17 protein-coding genes and 1 pseudogene are annotated in these 17,045 nt (G+C 54.9%); 10 read left to right on the top strand and 8 right to left on the bottom strand.

All coding sequences use genetic code 11. The annotated features are described in order from the left end of the window. Nucleotides 1-190: pseudogene (locus tag H627_RS18440) on the bottom strand (IS21 family transposase); the annotation flags it as partial. Nucleotides 191-449: 259 nt separating this feature from the next. Here H627_RS18440 and spxB point away from each other — a divergent pair. Continuing rightward, nucleotides 450-2,204 carry a pyruvate oxidase gene (gene spxB / locus H627_RS0113465; RefSeq protein ID WP_027829374.1) on the top strand — a complete coding sequence of 585 codons (1,755 nt, stop codon included), beginning with the start codon at nucleotides 450-452 and terminating at the stop codon, nucleotides 2,202-2,204. Between the two features lie 57 nt (nucleotides 2,205-2,261). Here spxB and H627_RS0113460 read toward each other — a convergent pair whose 3' ends face one another. Together H627_RS0113460 and H627_RS0113455 are read right to left on the bottom strand one after the other, a co-directional pair. Next, complete coding sequence (locus H627_RS0113460) at nucleotides 2,262-2,657, bottom strand: YxeA family protein (protein WP_027829373.1); 396 nt, start codon at nucleotides 2,655-2,657, stop codon at nucleotides 2,262-2,264. 80 nt (nucleotides 2,658-2,737) lie between these two features. Further along, complete coding sequence (locus H627_RS0113455) at nucleotides 2,738-3,592, bottom strand: fructosamine kinase family protein (RefSeq protein WP_027829372.1); 855 nt, start codon at nucleotides 3,590-3,592, stop codon at nucleotides 2,738-2,740. A 197-nt stretch (nucleotides 3,593-3,789) separates the two neighbouring features. Between H627_RS0113455 and alsS the strand changes: the two genes are divergently transcribed. The 6 genes from alsS (at nucleotide 3,790) to pcp (ending at nucleotide 8,862) form a co-directional block, all read left to right on the top strand. Continuing rightward, a complete protein-coding gene (gene alsS / locus H627_RS0113450; RefSeq protein WP_027829371.1) occupies nucleotides 3,790-5,469 on the top strand; it encodes an acetolactate synthase AlsS in 1,680 nt (559 codons plus the stop codon). Between the two features lie 70 nt (nucleotides 5,470-5,539). Then, nucleotides 5,540-6,253, top strand: a complete 714-nt coding sequence (gene budA, locus H627_RS0113445) for an acetolactate decarboxylase (RefSeq protein ID WP_027829370.1) — start codon at nucleotides 5,540-5,542, stop codon at nucleotides 6,251-6,253. A gap of 79 nt (nucleotides 6,254-6,332) precedes the next feature. Continuing rightward, the gene (locus H627_RS20435) at nucleotides 6,333-6,506 is read left to right on the top strand and encodes a hypothetical protein (protein ID WP_162921604.1); all 174 of its coding nucleotides are present in this window, start codon (nucleotides 6,333-6,335) and stop codon (nucleotides 6,504-6,506) included. Between the two features lie 81 nt (nucleotides 6,507-6,587). Further along, complete coding sequence (locus H627_RS0113435) at nucleotides 6,588-7,259, top strand: DUF969 domain-containing protein (protein ID WP_027829369.1); 672 nt, start codon at nucleotides 6,588-6,590, stop codon at nucleotides 7,257-7,259. Then, complete coding sequence (locus tag H627_RS0113430) at nucleotides 7,259-8,191, top strand: DUF979 domain-containing protein (protein WP_027829368.1); 933 nt, start codon at nucleotides 7,259-7,261, stop codon at nucleotides 8,189-8,191. The genes H627_RS0113435 and H627_RS0113430 overlap by 1 nt, the downstream gene beginning before the upstream one ends. Nucleotides 8,192-8,214: 23 nt before the next feature. After that, a complete protein-coding gene (gene pcp, locus H627_RS0113425) occupies nucleotides 8,215-8,862 on the top strand; it encodes a pyroglutamyl-peptidase I (protein WP_027829367.1) in 648 nt (215 codons plus the stop codon). A 285-nt stretch (nucleotides 8,863-9,147) separates the two neighbouring features. Here pcp and H627_RS0113420 read toward each other — a convergent pair whose 3' ends face one another. The 3 genes from H627_RS0113420 to H627_RS0113410 all read right to left on the bottom strand — a co-directional run bounded on the left by H627_RS0113420 (nucleotide 9,148) and on the right by H627_RS0113410 (nucleotide 11,147). Beyond that, the gene (locus H627_RS0113420; RefSeq protein ID WP_027829366.1) at nucleotides 9,148-9,720 is read right to left on the bottom strand and encodes a hypothetical protein; all 573 of its coding nucleotides are present in this window, start codon (nucleotides 9,718-9,720) and stop codon (nucleotides 9,148-9,150) included. Nucleotides 9,721-9,835: 115 nt separating this feature from the next. Beyond that, nucleotides 9,836-10,516, bottom strand: coding sequence for an EcsC family protein (locus H627_RS18435; protein WP_051225445.1), 681 nt, complete (start codon nucleotides 10,514-10,516; stop codon nucleotides 9,836-9,838). Nucleotides 10,517-10,616: 100 nt separating this feature from the next. After that, nucleotides 10,617-11,147: a CDP-alcohol phosphatidyltransferase family protein gene (locus H627_RS0113410; protein WP_035441122.1), complete on the bottom strand. Its 531-nt coding sequence runs from the start codon at nucleotides 11,145-11,147 to the stop codon at nucleotides 10,617-10,619. 142 nt (nucleotides 11,148-11,289) lie between these two features. On the opposite strand from H627_RS0113410, the gene H627_RS0113405 reads away from it, so the two are divergent. Together H627_RS0113405 and pepF are read left to right on the top strand one after the other, a co-directional pair. Then, entirely contained in the window at nucleotides 11,290-11,931 is a 642-nt protein-coding gene (locus H627_RS0113405) for an SDR family oxidoreductase (protein ID WP_027829364.1), read from the top strand. Between the two features lie 66 nt (nucleotides 11,932-11,997). Next, complete coding sequence (pepF, locus tag H627_RS0113400) at nucleotides 11,998-13,806, top strand: oligoendopeptidase F (protein ID WP_027829363.1); 1,809 nt, start codon at nucleotides 11,998-12,000, stop codon at nucleotides 13,804-13,806. 324 nt (nucleotides 13,807-14,130) lie between these two features. On the opposite strand, the gene H627_RS0113395 is transcribed toward pepF, so the two are convergent. Beyond that, the gene (locus tag H627_RS0113395; RefSeq protein WP_027829362.1) at nucleotides 14,131-14,382 is read right to left on the bottom strand and encodes a hypothetical protein; all 252 of its coding nucleotides are present in this window, start codon (nucleotides 14,380-14,382) and stop codon (nucleotides 14,131-14,133) included. Between the two features lie 243 nt (nucleotides 14,383-14,625). Next, complete coding sequence (locus tag H627_RS0113390) at nucleotides 14,626-15,393, bottom strand: class I SAM-dependent methyltransferase (protein WP_027829361.1); 768 nt, start codon at nucleotides 15,391-15,393, stop codon at nucleotides 14,626-14,628. A 335-nt stretch (nucleotides 15,394-15,728) separates the two neighbouring features. On the opposite strand from H627_RS0113390, the gene H627_RS0113380 reads away from it, so the two are divergent. Continuing rightward, nucleotides 15,729-16,610, top strand: a complete 882-nt coding sequence (locus tag H627_RS0113380) for a DegV family protein (RefSeq protein WP_035441120.1) — start codon at nucleotides 15,729-15,731, stop codon at nucleotides 16,608-16,610. Nucleotides 16,611-17,045 lie beyond the last annotated feature (435 nt).

The raw sequence follows: 17,045 nt of genomic DNA, 5'->3' as shown, positions 1-17,045 counted from the left end.
CTTTGAACGGATCTAATTTACTGGGCCGTTTCAGTTTTTCTGGTGGCTTGGCAGCTGGGTTGAGGCTTTGTTCGTAGTATCGTTTGACCGTTCGTGGGTCGGTATCGAATCGCCGGGCAATCTCGGCAAAGTTAGGCTTAATTTTATTCATCAGGTGCTGGTGGACGCAGTGCTCAACATCTAAACGCATATGGGATTCCTCCAAATTCAGTATGCGTTTAAGTGTACTAAAAAATGCAGGAAATCCGACATTTCTTAATCGGCAATTTCCTACATTTTACCGCCGGCGTTAACACGTGCATTCGTGCATGCGGTTCGACCAAACCTTTTGTTTAGTCGAACCGCATTTTTTATTTTGTGCCGCGAATCCCGCCCGCCAAGCATATTTCTTGTACTACAGCCAATTGCGACTATGATAAGCCCCAGAAATGAGTAAGGGGGTATCAACGATGGCTGATACGATTAATGCAGGGATCGCGGTATTGCGGACCTTGGAGAGCTGGCATGTGGACCATATCTACGGCATTCCCGGCGGGACGTTCAACAATATGATGTACGCCCTGGATGCGGAAAAGGAACGGATCCGCTATATTCATGTGCGTCATGAAGAGGTTGGCGCGCTGGCGGCAGTAGCCGATGGCAAGCTGACGGGGCATATCGGTGTGGCCTTTGGTTCTGCCGGGCCGGGGGCGACGCATCTGTTCCAGGGGGCTTACGATGCCAAGATGGATAAGGTACCGACGCTATTCCTGGTGGGCCAGGTGGAGCAGCGGTTTATGAACTTTGATTTCTTTCAGGAACTCAATGAGGATCCGTTGTTCCAAGACGCGGCCGTGTATGCCCGGACGGTAACCACGGCGGCAGGGCTGCCCCATATCGTGGACGAAGCGATTCGCCGGGCTTTCGCGGCCCATGGGCCGGCGGTGGTGGTGATTCCCAACGATCTGCCTGGAGAAGAGATTCCTGCCAACGGCTATTACAGCGCCGCGGCAAACTTTGCCCGGCCGGAACTGGCCGCCGGCAGCGATGAGCAGGTGGACGCGGCCTTAGCCCTGATCCAAGCGGCGAAGAAGCCGGTCATGTACGTGGGCCAAGGGACCATCGGTGCGGCGAGCACCGTTGAGGCGGTATCAGAAAAACTGCAATTACCGGTGATCACCACCGCCCTGGGCAAGGAGATCATTCCTTATGAATTCCCAGCGCTGCTGGGATCAGCGGCCCGGGTGGCGTCAAAACCGGCGAACGAAGCGTTGCGGGAAGCCGACTTGATCATGTTTGTCGGGTCCAATTACCCCTTCGCTGAAGTGATGTTCAATCCGGCGGCCAAGTTCATTCAGATCGACAGCGACCCGAAGATGCTGGGCAAACGGCACCACGCCGATGTCGCCATTTTGGCCGACGCTAAGCAGACCTTGCAGAAACTGCTGGACCGCAGTACCGCCACGGCTCCCACTGGCTGGTACGCGGCAAACAAGGATAATGTCGCCAATTGGCATCAATACAACGATCACATGATGAACCGCACCGAAGGCCGGCTGCGCTTTGAACCGGCCTTCAAGCAAATCAATCGAATTGCCAAGGACGACGCTATTTTCTCCATTGATGTCGGTGATGTCACCCAGAATTCAGTACGCCTGTTGAAAGTGAACGGCAAGCAGCCGTGGATCACCTCCGGGCTGTTCGCCACCATGGGCGTGGGTCTGCCGGGGGCCATTGCTGCCCAGCTCAGCTATCCGGGCCGGCAGGTCTTCAACCTGGCCGGGGACGGGGCGGCCGCCATGGTCATGCAGGACTTGAATACTGAAGTCCGCTACCACTTGCCGATCATCAACGTCGTCTTTTCGAATAATGCCCTGGGGTATATCGAGGACGAACAGGAAGACGATGGCCGGGAGTGGTTCGGGATCGATATGCCGGGCCTGAATTTCGCTGAAATTGCTGACGGCCAAGGGATGACCGGGATCACTGTGACCAAGGTTGAGGATCTGGTACCGGCCTTTGACCGGGCTTTGGCGGTGACGGCCAATGGCGAACCGGTGCTGATCGACGTCAAGATCACCAACGAGCGGCCGATCCCCGTTGAGCATTTGCAGCTTGATCCGGCCCACTTCGACGCAGCGACGATCGCGGCGTTCAAGAAGCGTTACTACGGTGAGAATCTGATCCCGCTCAGTGCCTTTGAAGCGAAACATCCAAACGCTTAACCTAAAAAACGATTCAATTCAGCACTGGCAGCAGCGCCTGAATTGGATCGTTTTTCGTTACTTCAGTTTGACCTGAGCTGCGGATGGAATGTTGCGCCAGGCGACTTCTGCCCATTGGCGTACATTCTGCCCCTTAGTCGTGATTGCCAAATAATGATTCGGCTTAATTTTCTTGCCAAACGCCGTGTAGCGAATCGTCCGGGCTTGGCCTTGAGCATTATAGCTGACTGTGTCATAGGCATAGTCCATACTATTACCGGTACTGTCTTTGTAGCGCTGGGCATACCGGCTCGTCGTCTGCACATAAACCGTCTCCTGGGTGACAAACGGGTTTAACAAATCGATCACCTGCGCCGTCGTACTGGTTTGATCCTTTGTCCAAAATTTCAAACCAAAGCCGACCCCGGCCACCAGCAGCACGAAAACCCCAATCCCAATTAAAACCTTGCGCATGGATACCGCCCCTTTCTTCCCTTCTATCATAGGCAAGAAAGCGTGCGCCTCCGCGAACAAGTTTGTAAGTCAATCTCCGCCTAACGACTGATGGCGGCCAATACCCCAGCTACACTGCCGGCATACATGGCGCCAAACTTGTTTAAATGGACCATTAAATAATACAGCCGATAGACCTGGATCCGCTCTTCATACCCGGACGCCAGCGGGTAAGTCGCCTGGTAGCCTTGGTAAAAGCGCTCGTTGAAGCCGCCAAAGACTGTGGTCACGCCGATATCCAGCTCCCGGTCGCCAAACAGTGCCAAGGGGTCGATCAGCACCGGCTGGCCCTGGGTGTCAAACATGTAGTTGCCGCCCCACAAATCACCGTGGAGCAGGGACGGGGCCGGTGGATCTTTTTCAAATTCATCCCGCAGCCGGGCACACAACCGATCAAAGGGCGTTTGCCAGGCCGTATCCCACAGCCCTTTCTTCTTAATGGCGGTCGCTAACCCCACTAAGCGGCGATCCACGAACAGCTCGGCCCAGCTCTTCGTCCAAGCATTGCTGAAGGTGATCGCGGTACCTTTGTACGGATAATCAAAGCCGTATTCTCCATTGGGACTCTGGAATTGATGGAGCTTGGCCACCATTTGGCCCAACGCGTACTGGTCGCCGCTGCCGCTGGCAACATAGCTGAGGATAAAATAAGCATCCCCGTTGATCTGGTCGTTGGCGATCACCCGCGGGGCGTTGATGCCGGCCTGCGCAAACAGCTTCAGGCCAGCAATTTCGCCGGCGTAGAAATCCTTGGTCTGACCAGGCTGCACCAGTAAGAAAACTGTCCCCTGGGAAGTGGTCAGCCGAAACGCGGCATTCACATCGCCGCCGCCCACTGGGATGACTTCTGTGACGGTTACGGGCAGCTGGGCCAGCCAGTTTTGAGTTAATTGCATGCAATCCGCTCCTTTCTGCAAAGCACTGTTCAAGCTTAGTGTACCATGCCGCTGGCATTCACCGTTTGTATAACAGTTGCTCGTGCTGTTTTGCACGTAATATAAGCATTTTTAGCCCTTGACGAATACAGTTTGAAGCGTAAAATGATACACATTCACCAACCTGTGTATCACCTATAAGAAAGAGGGATTCTTCAGTGTCTGATACGTCTTACCGCGGCGCCGACGCCATCGTCGACAGCCTGATCAACCATGATGTCCAATACGTATTCGGTTTGCCCGGTGCCAAAGTGGACCGGGTCTTCGAAGTCCTGGCCCACAGCGATCTGCCTAAGAAACCGCAGCTGATCGTGACCCGCCACGAACAAAACGCGGCCTTCATCGCCGCTGGTATCGGCCGGATCACCGGCAATCCTGGCGTCGTGTTAACGACCTCCGGCCCAGGGGCCAGCAACCTGGCCACTGGCTTAGTCACGGCTACCGCTGAGGGCGACCCGGTGCTGGCCATTTCTGGCCAAGTGCCCCGGGCTGACCTGCTCCGGCTGACCCACCAAAGCATCCGTTCCGCCGCTTTGATGGAACCGATCACGAAGTATTCCGTGGAAGTGCAAGAACCGGAAAACATTTCTGAAGTACTGGCCAATGCTTATCAGGCTGCGGAATCCTCCAAGCAGGGCGCCAGCTTCGTCAGTGTCCCCATGGATGTCGTCAATGCCCCCGTCAAGAGCAAGGTGATCAAGCCCTTGATCCCGCCCACGCTGGGGCCGGCCTCCCCGGCTGAAACCACCCTGCTGGCCCAAGAGATCAAAGCAGCCAAGCTGCCCGTCTTACTCCTGGGCATGCGGGCATCGTCGCCGGAAGTGACTGCGGCCATCCGGAATATTCTGGCCGTTTCTGACCTGCCCGTCGTGGAAACCTTCCAGGGCGCCGGCATTATTTCCCACGACTTGGAGAAGAACTTCTTCGGCCGCGTTGGTCTTTTCCGCAACCAGCCCGGCGATATGCTGCTGAAGCACGCCGATCTGGTAATCACCATCGGGTACGATCCGATCGAATACGAACCCCGGAACTGGAACGCTGAGAGCGACGCCCGGATCATCGCCATTGATGATTCCGCCGCCCAAATCGACCACAATTTCCAGCCGGAGAAGGAATTGGTTGGCGATATCGCCCAGACACTGGATTTCTTGCTGCCGTATCTGCGTGGGTACCAAGTCGCCGACAGTTCGAAGACGTACTTAGCTGAATTGCAAGACAAACTGCAATCCAGAGACGTGCCGCCGGCCGCGAAGCCTGGTCAAAAAACGTCCCACCCGCTGGCCATCGTTCAAGCCTTGCAGCAGCATGTCACCGATGATATGACCGTCACCGTCGACGTGGGTTCCCACTACATCTGGATGGCCCGCCACTTCCGCAGTTACGAACCCCGCCATCTGCTGTTCTCCAACGGCATGCAGACACTGGGTGTGGCCCTGCCCTGGGCGATCGCGGCGTCGCTGGTACGGCCGGATACCCAGATCGTTTCCGTCGCCGGGGACGGCGGCTTCCTCTTCTCTGGTCAAGAATTGGAAACAGCAGTCCGCTTGGGGGCCAACATCGTCCAATTGATTTGGAACGACGGCGGCCACTACGACATGGTCAAATTTCAGGAAGAACTGAAATACGGCCAAGCTGCCGGTACGGATTTTGGGCCGGTTGATTTCGTCCAATACGCCGAGAGCTTCGGCGCTACCGGCCTGCGGGTGAATAAACCCGAAGAGCTGGATGATGTTCTGACCAAGGCGTTCCACACGAAAGGCGTAGTCCTCGTGGACATCCCGGTGGATTACAGCGATAATAAGGCATTGGGTGAATCTCTGTTACCGGACCAACTGTAATTGTGAGTGAGAGGCGCCCCGCGGGGCGTCTTTTTTGATACCCGTCGATTTTGGAAAGGATGGCTGAATAATGGCAAAAGAAGATGTATTGTATCAACACGGTACCCTGGCGCTGCTGGTGCCGGGCTTGTACGACGGCACCATGAGTGTCGCCGATCTCTTGACCCACGGAGATACCGGTATCGGTACGGCCGATGGCTTAGATGGGGAAATGGTGATCTTAGAGGGCAAAGCGTATCAAATTTCCGGCGCCGGCACCGTCCGGGAAATGGCTCCGGATGAGCTGACCCCCTTCGCCAACGTACATTTCGACGACCCGACCAATGATTATGACCGGGAAAATATGACCAGTGAGGCGCTGGAACAGGAAATCTTCAAGGCCCACACCTTCGCTAATCAATTCTTCGCGTTCAAGATCCACGGCACTTTCGGCCACGTCCAGACCCGGGCGATCGATAAGCAAAAGAAGCCCTACCCGCCCCTGGCCGAGGCGGCGAAGAGCCAGCACGTTTTTGAAAAGGACAACGTCACCGGCACCCTGATCGGCTATTATTCTCCAGATCTGTACCAAGGAACGACCAGCGCCGGTTTCCACGTGCACTTTCTGGACGACGACCGCACCTTCGGCGGCCACATTCTGGCCTATAATTTGACCAGCGGTAAGGTCTCCTTGCAGACATTCTCGGACTTCAACCTGCATCTGCCGGTGCACGACTCCCACTTTGTGCAAGCCGACCTCAACGATCCCGAACTGGACAGCCAAATCAAAGCGGCTGAACACTGATTTTCTGAAAACATCGCCACTAGGCGGTGTTTTTTTCTTGACCGCGTGCTATCTTATAATATAAAAGGAAGTGAATATTATGCCCATGTCTTCTCGCTTCATGGCCTGGCTGATGCTGGCGCTGAACATCATCTTGATCGGTCTGGTGGCCACCATGCACAATATGGCCGCGATGTGGCTGATGGCGATCATCATGACGCTGGATTCCATTGTCAGTCTGGCCGCTTTGTACCACCGACCGCAGAACCGCTAAGCCGGTTCTGCCTATTGCACTACCCTGCTGATTACCGATAAAATGGAGAGTTAATTCATTATCATAATTGGAGGGTATCGCATGGAATATCTCAAACTGCTCGGGATCGTCATCATCGTCCTGGGCTTTGCTTTTAAATGGGACACCGTGGCGGTGGTGGTGATTGCCGCCCTGGCCACAGGGCTCCTGGCCGGCATGGACATTCCCACTTTACTGACCACTTTAGGTCAGAGTTTCGTCCAGAACCGGGTCGTCTCGCTGTTCTTTCTGACCTTGCCAATGATTGGCCTGGTCGAAAGCCACGGTTTGAAGGAAGTCGCCGTCAACGGGATTCAAAAAATGAAATCATTGACCGCCAGCCGTATTCTGAATCTGTATTTAATCGTGCGGGAATTGGGCGGTGTCTTTGGTATCTCGTTGTCCGGTCAGGTGCAATTCGTCCGCCCGCTGATCACGCCGATGGTCACCGCGGCGGCCGAGGTGAAACGGCCGCTGACGGAGAAGGACCTGGATGAGATCAAGGGCCGTTCCGCTGCCGTGGATAACTTCGGTAATTTCTTTGCCCAGAACTTGTTCGTCGCTTCCGGCGGTGTCTTGCTCATCGTCAGCACGATGACGTCGCTCAAGCACCCCGTCACCGGCACGCAAATCGTGCTGTATACCATCCCGGTGGCGGTGGTTACCTTGGTGACCGTCGCGCTGTACAATATTTGGTTTGACCGCCGCTTCAACGACACCAAGGAGGGTAACTGATGGCCCAATTCGGCAATATTCTGCTCACGGTAATGTACTGTCTCATCGGCTTTCTCCTGGCTATCGCCGGCATTGAGTCCATCAAAGCCAAGGACAACCCAGCGCATATCGGCACCGGCCTCTTCTGGCTGCTGCTGGCGGTCATCTTTGCCTTCGGCACGGTCATCCCCTATGCCGTGACCGGCGGGATCATCGTCGTCATCGGGATCTTAGCATTATTCAAGCAGATTCAGGTGGGTAAAATTGCTCCAGTGGACCCGAAATACGCGGCCACGGCGGCCAAACGCATCGGCGGCTGGGTCTTTTTCCCCAGCGTCGTGCTGGCCATCGTCTCCATCGCCATTGCCCAGGTCAAAAGTCTCGGACCGCAGGCAGGCCAGGTCGGCATCGGCATCGGCGCGGCGGTGTCCTTGATCGTCGCCATTCTGCTGACCCATGCCCCGGCGAAGATGATCTACCAGGATAGCCAGCGCATGGTCCGCTCAGTGGGCTCGGCCGGCATCTTGCCGCAACTGCTGGCGACGCTGGGCGCGGTTTTCACTGCCGCCGGCGTGGGCACACTGACCGCGAAGCTGATCGCCAATGTCTTTCCCGCCGGGAATCATTTGCTGGGCGTCATCCTGTACTGTGTCGCCATGGCTGTGTTCACCATCATCATGGGCAACGCCTTTGCAGCATTTGCCGTGATCACGGCCGCCATCGGCATTCCCTTCGTGGTCGCCCAAGGCGCCAATCCCGCGGTGGTCGCCGCGATCGGCATGACTGCCGGTTACTGCGGCACGCTGCTGACGCCCATGGCCGCGAACTTCAATTCGCTGCCGGTGGCATTACTAGAAATGCATGATAAGATGGGAGTCATCAAGCAGCAGGCCCCCATCGCGGTGTTCTTACTGCTGGTGCAAATTGTCTTGATGTACGTATTAGCCTTCTAGAACAAGCAAAGGAGTCGATTTTTTTGAAAATTCTTGTGACCGGATTCGATCCATTCGGCGACGACAAAATCAATCCCGCTATTGAAGCCGTGAAGCGGCTGCCGGACGAAATCGCCGGAGCGGAAATCATTAAGTTGGAAATCCCCACGAAGTTCAACGTATCCGCTCAGGTGGTCCACGACGCTATTGCCGCTGAACACCCGGACTATGTGCTGAGCATCGGTCAAGCCGGCGGGCGCTTCGCCCTGACCCCAGAACGGGTCGCCATCAACCTGGATGACGGCCGGATCGCCGATAACGCCGGCTACCAGCCGCTGAACCACACGATCCACGCCGACGGCCAGACGGCGTATTTCGCCCAATTACCGATCAAGGCCATGGCGAAAGCCATTCGCGAGGCCGGAATTCCCAGTGCTGTTTCCAACACTGCCGGCACGTATGTCTGCAACCACATCATGTACCAGGTGCAGTATATGCGGGATAAAGAGTTCCCGGAAATCAAGGCGGGGTTCATGCATATTCCGTTTTTGCCGGACCAAGTCGTGAACCGGCCGGATACACCGAGCTTGTCCTTGGCGGATGATGTGAAGGGGATTACGGCGGCCATTGGGGCGATCGTGGCCCGGGATGGCAAGGGTGATATTGAGACGATTGAAGGGGCGATTGCCTAGGAATGCTGGCCCGTGCCAATGCTACGCAACCTCCGGCGGAATTGGGCTGGCGATGCGTAGCTAGCCATGACGGCGTTTTGAGCCCGCAAAAACCGCGGTCTCAAAATTGCCTAACAACATCGGCGGCAAAGCCGTCGTGTGGTTTCCACCACTGAGCCCCCTCAGCCTCCGCTTGCTACGCATTGGCACTCTGTTCGTTGAATTTCACGTTCTCTCGATAATCACAAAGGCGCCGCACAGGTCCTGAATTCAGGATCTGCGCGGCGCCTCTTTGGTTACCAAATATTAATCACTGATTTTCTTGATTTTCCCCACCGCAATCGGCAGCGTCGTGTTGGCGGTGTGGCCGGCGACGGCGCCTTGGACAGTGTCGGGGAGTTTGAAATCATCGGGTACACCGTGAACGTAAATGACCCGTTTGTCCAACTGCAAGTCACGATCGTGGAAGACCTTCTCGAAACTATTGCGCAAGACCCCCAGCGGAATGATCTTTTGATAAATGAAATCACCCTGGGCATCGGCTACTGGATATGTATCCTCAGGCACCCGCATGTGTTCCGGGCTGGCATTGAAAGGCACCATCGTGGCCCCGGACACAGACTCAGTCTCAACGAGGTCCACATAGCCGTCACCGTTGGCATCCTGGGCTGCGGTAGCCGGCGCGGCGTCCCGGCCATCGGGGAAACCGTGGAAGTGCAGCCAGTGCTGACTATTTGCCGGCGTGCCGGTCATGTTGATCGTGACCACCATTTCGTCTCCCTGCACCTCAAACCGGGCCCGACCCTTCGCTGCCGTGCCGATCTTGTCCGCATTCAACGGGGTGATTTCTGCCTCATACACCGTCTTCTTTTCAGCCATTACAAATTGATCCCCTTTCGTCTTAACGAATTAACGCTTAAGCTTACAATAGACCATTATCTGAGAGAAATGCAAACAAAATCAACAACTGGGGAAAGAACGTTCGCTCAGTGGCTTATTGCAACCAGGTCTGGGCGTCAAAGTGGGAGAAATCAACCGGACCGGTCCTGGTGGTATGCGCCAAATGGCCAGCGGAGAACGTCTGTTTTGCCACCACCGCCAGGGTGGCCGTGGCGGCGATATCTACGCCGGCCCCGACGCCCGCGCCAAGGAGCGGTACCAGTTTAGAAAAATGCACCAGTCCGTGTTCGCCGGCCACGGCGAAGAGCTTGCGACCGACCAACTGGTTGATCCGTTGCAAGGTAGCGGCTGAGACCCGTTCACCCAAGCGGCCGGTCCAAGCGATCCCCGCTTTCTTCAAATAATCTTCCGCCGCGTTACCGGTCAACGTGATCAAGGTCATGGTCTTGACCCGATCATCATTCAAGTCGTACCCGCGCAGCGCGGCAATCACCGTGACCATGCGCAATTGCATGTAGAGGGTGTTGGCCACCTCAGCGGGGATCGCCACCGGCAGGGTCGCGAGGCCGCCCAGCCCGGTGAGAAAGCTGACGGTCCCCACTCGGCGGCGGGCGTAGCGCAGAAATTCCTGAATGGCCGCCTCCGGATCACCGCCAGCGCGCGCCAAATACGTTGCGGCCAGTTGGGACACTGGTTCGCCCTTACCCGCACCTTTGACCGCCCGGTGATAGCTCCAATCCAATACGCGTTGCGCTGCTGTACTCGTTAATGCCATACGCCGCGGACCTTCTTTCTGGTTTTCTTCTATTATCGAAGAAAAATCAGCCGGGAGCCACGGTCATCAGGCGGAGCCGGCGTCGGGCGGAAGAAGGAAATTAACGCCCCGCATCCCGCCGATAGCGGATGTATTGAGGCACGTACAGGGTGACGGACACCACCGCAGTGACCGCGGAGGCGATAAACAGGGTCGTCACCAACGGGCTGGGCAGTTGCGGGAAGAGCAGGACCAGCACAGCGGTGACGTAAAACAAGGCCGTGGCCACTTTGCCCCACATGGCCGCGCCCGGCAGTTTGACCCCCAGGTACATGAGCAGCCCAGCGCCCGCCAGCATGACCGCTTCTTTGCCCAGCAGGATCCAGAAGATCCAACGATATTGAGGTAAATGGATAAAGAATACGATGATCACGCTGATTTGGGTCAGCTTATCGGCCAGCGGGTCCAGGACCTTGCCCACTTGGGAGATCCAGTTGTTCCGCCGAGCAAGATAACCGTCCAGCAGATCGGTCAAACTGATGATGGTGATCAAGATCCCCGCCGGCAGGAATTGACCCTGTAAAGCAAAGTAAAGAAATACCGGCAGGAAAATCAGGCGCAAACTCGATAGAATATTCGGTATATGGCGCATCACAGCCGCCCCCTTTCTTTTCTATTATGGCAGATGAGACCGGTAACAGAACAGCTTTTTGGGCAGCAAATGGCGATTGCCCACAATTCCTTGACGCGTGCGTGGTTATAATGGGGGTGGAGTAAGAAAGGAAGCTTTCTGAATGGCTAATGTGTTGATTTTAGGAGCCCATGGGCATATTGCCCAGCTGGCAGAAAAGCAGTTATTGAAGGAAACGACGCATCATTTGACGTTGTTTCTGCGCAACGCCAAACGACTGACAATTACCCAGCCGGACCGGGAGACTGTGATCGACGGAGATGCCGCTAATACCGCTGACCTGGCGAAAGCCTTGAAAGGCATCGACATTGTTTATGCCAATTTAGCCGGCAGCAACATCGAGGCCCAAGCCAAAGCCGTGGTGGCGGCAATGGATCAGGCCGGCGTTAAGCGCCTAATTTGGATCTCCACCCTGGGTATCTACGATGAAGTGCCCGGCGCGTTCGGCCAATGGAACCACCAGATGCTGGACGGTGGTTATCTGGAAACTTATGCCGCCGCAGCGAAGGTGATCGAAGCCTCAAATCTGGCCTATACCATCATTCGGCCGGCCTGGTTGTCGAATAAAGACGTGGTCAGCTACGAAACCACAGAGAAAGGCGAACCATTCAAGGGCACCGAAGTCTCCCGGAAGAGTATTGCCGACCTCGTGGTGAAACTGATCAACGATCCCAGTCAAGCGGTCGGCCACTCTCTGGGTGTGAACCAGCCCCATACAGATGGACCGAAACCATCTTTCTATTAATTTCTCACTAAAACCCCTCGATTCTTGTGCTAAGATGAGACTATCCACAGGAATCGAGGGGTTTTTATGTCAGCCAATCAATTACGTCAGCGGCAAGATGTGCCAGAGGAACAAACCTGGCGGCTAGAGGATATTTTCCCCACCACGGCCGCATTCAACGCCGCGTGCAATGACCTGATCAGTCGAGGCCAAGCCATCGGCCAGCAGCAGGCGGTCCTCTTAAGCGATGGGGCGACGCTGTATACCGTGCTGACGGCCTACTTCCAGGCGGAAGCCCTGGCCGATCGGATCTTTAGTTACGGCGAGCATCTGTACAACAGCGACATGACCGCCGCGGCGGGTCAGGCGGCTTATGCCCAAGCCCAGCAGACCATCACGGCCTTCAACACCGCGACGGCCTTCGTGACCGCGACCCTGCCCCAGATCACACCCGCCCAATTAACAGCCTTCTACGCCGCCAAACCACAACTCGAAGACTACGCCTTCATCTTTGCCCAGGCGGAAAAACGCGCGCCGCATATTCTCACTGCGGCGGAAGAAACCCTGCTGTCCGCGTTGGGCCAGTCCTTCAGGGCGCCGGAAACGATCTACAACAAGCTGAACGACGCCGATATCGATTTCGGTACCATGAAAGATCCCCACGGCAACACGATTCCGCTGAGTAAAGAAAAAATCTACCAGCTGTATCAGTCGCCGGACCGGGCAATCCGCAAGACCGCGGCGGAAAAGTTCTCAGCCGCATATGCAAAATCGCAGTATGCCTTCGCCGAAGCTTTGCAGCAGCATGTCCACACGCAAAATACACTCGCCCATGTGCGCCACTACCCGTCGGCCCGGGCGATGGACCTGACCGAAGAGTTCATCCCGGAGTCGGTGTTCACCAATCTGGTGAACACGGTCCACGAATTTCTGCCCAGCGCCCATAAATACTTCGCCTTGCGTAAACAAGTCCTGGCTTTGGACCCGCTCTACACCTACGACTTGTCTGTGCCGCTGGTGGGCGAAGCGCCGCTGAAGCCCACCTTTGCCCAAGCCCAAGAGTGGGCGCTGGCCGCATTAGCCCCGCTGGGGGAAGACTACCTTGATCACCTGCGGGAAGAATTCAACAACCGCTGGATCGACCGGGCCGAGAACGCCGGAAAATTATCCGGCGGCTACGAAGAAGATGTCTTCGGTGTCCATCCCTACGTCCTGCTCAATTGGAGCAATACCTACCGCGCCGCCAGCACCCTGGCCCACGAATCCGGCCATGCCATGCAAAGTGTCTACGCTGATGCCAGCCAGCCCTATTGGTATTCCCAATATTCAATGTTCATTGCCGAAATTGCGTCGACTTGCAACGAGTCGCTGCTCAACCACTACATGCGCACCCAATATCAGGACAACGCTAAAGTGAAGGCCTACCTGCTGACTGAATCCGTCGAAGATCTGCTGAACACTATTTTCAACCAGACAAAATACGCCGAGTTTGAGCACTTCATGTACACCACCGACGCCGCCGGCGAGTCCTTGACCCCGGAGACGCTGACGGATAAAACAGCTGCCCTGGATGCCCAATACGACGGCCCGGACGTGGCCCCGAATCCTTGGCCCAATGTCAGCTGGGCGCGGATCCCCCACTACTACATGAATTACTATCTGTATCAATACGCCACGTCTAAGGCTGTAGCCAACACATTGGCCCAGCGCATGCTCACCGATCCGGCCACCGCTGTGCCGCAATACAAGGCCTTTCTGTCTGCCGGGGCCAGTGATTATCCCATCGAAATCGTGAAGAAAGCCGGCATTGACATGACTAAGCCCGACTACATCCGGGAAACGCTGCAAGTCTTTGACCAGCAGGTTGATGAATTGGCCGATTTATTGACGAAATAGGGGCAAAAATGCCGCCGGAAATGGGCCGTTAAGCCCGCTCTGGCGGCATCTTCGTATTCCACGCATAAAGTGTTACCATTTACGCCCATTTATCGTCACAAATTGTTCACACTTAGCCCGTAGTATATAAAATGTCAACAGGAACGAAACATCCTCCCCAGAGGTGAACTTCCTGACATACACTGACAATCAACTTTTTTCTTCATGATTTTTCTTCTCCCCATTGCACCGCGCGGCCTCCCCCCGTAGCGGTGTGTTTTTTTGTCCAGAGGGCGTAGGCCGACGGTCAGAGCTAGCCAAGAAGGCGTCTTCCATCGATTTTTATTAATCCTTATGGCTGCTGAAAAAGGAAAGGCGAATGCCGAATATCAAGGCAACTGTCCAGATCATAATGTAGGCAACTGTTCTTAAAAACACACGTAAAAGGAAGTCGTTGTAACTAAATTCATCTGGCACAACATACGTGACTGCCCAATTGGGCATCATCAGCGCTGCGATAATGCAGGCCAAAACGACAACGACCCCAAAGATGTTGATGGTCTTATCTGAATGCAGAAACTTACGTACCACGTACATGGTGTTTCCTCCAATCTAAGAGTTTGAAAGTGAGAGGCGAAATATTATGAAGACGAGTCATAAATTGGCTTCATTCCTGTTTGCATCAGTACTTGCTATCAATGACATCACTGGAATTGTACACCAATCTTTGGGTGAATCTGCGATTGCTAAGGCGGCCACTTAAAAGGTCATGGACGACGACTCGACCTATTACTGGACCACGATCTCATCGGTTTCAGTTACCTGGAGCAGGCAAGCTTCCTACCGCGACGGCTTCCGGGCCATCACCAAAAACCGATCCTCCTTCGTCACAATCCGCCGATGGGTCTCAATCAGCCCTTGCAGCACAAACAGCTGGTCCTTGGCCTGAGCGACGGAGAATCCCGGAAATTCCCATTGAATAATGCTGGCGTAGTATACCACCGCGCCCACATCGAAGAACGTCATCGTCGGGTGAGCGGTGTCGGCTTGGATGATCTCCATGCCGGCGCGATCAAAGGCCGCGACGGTATGAAGCATCGTATTATCTGGAAAAGCCGGCGTGTAATCCGGTACCAGGAACCGGGACAGGGCAAAGTTATTGGTCGCCCCGACCTGCTCCGTGATAAAGAGGCCGCCCGGTTTGAGCTTGCTGAAGATGAGATCCGCGTCGAAGGCGGCGTGACTGTTCAAAATAATGTCCTGGGACGCATCCGGCACCGGGAGTTGCGCCGGTTCATCCTTAGGTACTGCATAAACTGCGACTCCGCGTTGCGCCAAGGTGCCTTCCAGCAGTTTCACGTTGGGTTCCCAAGCTTCCGTGACGCTGGTCAGCGCCGGATCATGGTGGAAACTCCGCAGTAATTCACCGCCGCCAGTACCCATGTCCAATAAGTGGTCATTACGCCGCAAATGGTCCCGCACAATTTTCTTGTAGTGCCACGGCAGCGGGTCGTTATACCAGCGGCCAGCCAGCCGGGAAAAATCCCAACCGGAGATCCCAGCCTTTTCTTCCTTCTGCCATTGGGTCAATAGTGCGTCTTTATCCATTGAAAACGCCCCTTTCGTCTAGTTCCAGTATACGTCACCACATTCCGTCATGAATGTTTTACTTGGGGAACAAAATTCGGTCATCATTTGGTCACACCTGTTCCGTAGTATATAAATTGTCAACAGGAACAACCGCCCTCCCCGGTAACCTGTGACAGCCAACAACCGACAACAAACCAGACTAACCAACTTTTTCTTCATGATGATTTTCTCTACAACAACCTCGCAACCGCTGTCCTCCTCCCCAGGCAGCGGTTTTTGCATGGCTAGGATTTTCACCGACCCACTGGTAGACTAAGAGTAATAGGTAACAATCAAGGGGGAGCATCGCCATTATGTCATTTATTCTAAGCTGTGAATCCACCGCGGACCTGAGTCAGGAGCACTTCGACGCCCGCGGCATCCATTATGTCCCGTTCCACTTTGCTATCAACGGCAAACAATATCTGGACGATCTGGGCCAATCGATCCCATTCGATCAGTTTTATGCCAAAATGGCCAACGGGGCGAAAACTGAGACGTCCCAGGTCAACGTGGATGAATTTATCCAATACTTCACCCCGTTTCTGGAAGCCGGTCAGGATATTCTCCACGTGTCGTTATCCAGCGGCTTATCCGGGGTTTCTAATTCCGCTATGGTGGCTAAAAAACAGCTGGATGCCAAATATCCCGACCGCAAGATCGAGATTGTTGATTCCCTGGCGGCATCGTCCGGTTACGGCCTGCTGATGGACAAGCTCGCCGACCTGCGGGATGCCGGCCAAACCATTGATGATGTCCAGGGTTGGGCTGAGGCTAACAAGTTGCGTGTTCACCACTGGTTCATTTCCACCGATCTCAGCTACTATGTCCGGCTGGGCCGGTTGTCCAAGGTCTCCGGCTGGTTCGGCACCCAGTTCCACATCGTCCCACTGCTGGACATGGACAACACTGGTCATTTGACGCCGCGGAAGAAATTGCGGGGGAAGAAAATGGCCGAGAAGGCGCTGGTGGACCAAATGGCGGACCATGCTGAAAAGGGCTTGGCTTACGATGGTAAATGCTATATTTCTCAGTCCGCCTTTTACGATGACGCCAAAAACGTCGCCGACATGATTGAGGACCGCTTCAAGCAGCTGAACGGGCCGGTAGAAATCAACCACATTGGTACGACGATCGGGTCGCATACCGGCCCGGGGACCATTGCCTTGTTCTTCTGGGGTGACAAACGGGAATAGGTCTGAGGTGACTGAAAGGATTATTAACAGTTGCCAAATATGGTATTGTTCTAGTCTATTCGATGTCAAACGACGTCGCTGTGAGTAGGGTGGTCAATCAATAGTCTTCAGTATTTGATACTTTTCTGTTAGCCCACAACAGCGAACACTGTCTTACGGGGGAAATCTCTGCGTTTCCGCGGATGATTAAAGCGTTGTCGATTGGTGGTTGCTCTGATAAAATGGATTTATCAGGAACATACGTTTCCCACTGCTATTGACGACACAGAACAGCTGATTAGGAGGACAGAGCCCATGACCCGCAGTTATAAGACTAAACTCCACGTGGCCAATGATGCCCAGAATGATTTTTTGGTCCTATGCATGGCTGTTAAACGTAAACTGTACAATCTTTATCGCAGCGTGCAGTTTGGCTTGCTGGAAACGCGCAAGCGG

Source organism: Schleiferilactobacillus harbinensis DSM 16991 (assembly GCF_000425885.1).
Lineage (GTDB): Bacteria > Bacillota > Bacilli > Lactobacillales > Lactobacillaceae > Schleiferilactobacillus > Schleiferilactobacillus harbinensis.
Note: the sequence above shows the minus strand (reverse complement) of the source record. Positions and strands in the feature narration are given on the sequence as shown.